1 protein-coding gene is annotated in these 341 nt (G+C 56.6%); it reads right to left on the reverse strand.

Annotated elements, in window-relative coordinates; translation table 11 throughout:
• Positions 1-341 (reverse strand): isocitrate/isopropylmalate family dehydrogenase (locus tag QWI17_RS00485; RefSeq protein ID WP_302720537.1); only part of this gene is annotated, 341 nt, incomplete at both ends.

Here is a 341-nt window from a genome sequence, read left to right on the forward strand (position 1 = left end):
CACTTCGTAGCCCCAGTCCTTGAAGGCACCTTCGGTGAACTTCATGATGTTGCCCTTGTGCACCAGCGTCAGCGACTCGCGGTCGTTATCCACCACATATTGCAGGGCTTTGCGTACCAGACGCTTGGTCCCTTCGCGGGAAACCGGCTTGATACCAATGCCGCAGTCCTGGTCGAAACGGATCTTGGTAACGCCCATTTCCTCCTTGAGGAACTTGATCACCTTGTCTGCTTCCGGCGAACCGGCCTTCCATTCGATGCCGGCATAGATGTCTTCGGAGTTCTCCCGGAAGATCACCATGTCGACATCCCCCGGTTTTTTCACCGGGCTTGGCACGCCCT

It is taken from the genome of Gilvimarinus gilvus (genome assembly GCF_030518155.1).
GTDB lineage: Bacteria > Pseudomonadota > Gammaproteobacteria > Pseudomonadales > Cellvibrionaceae > Gilvimarinus > Gilvimarinus gilvus.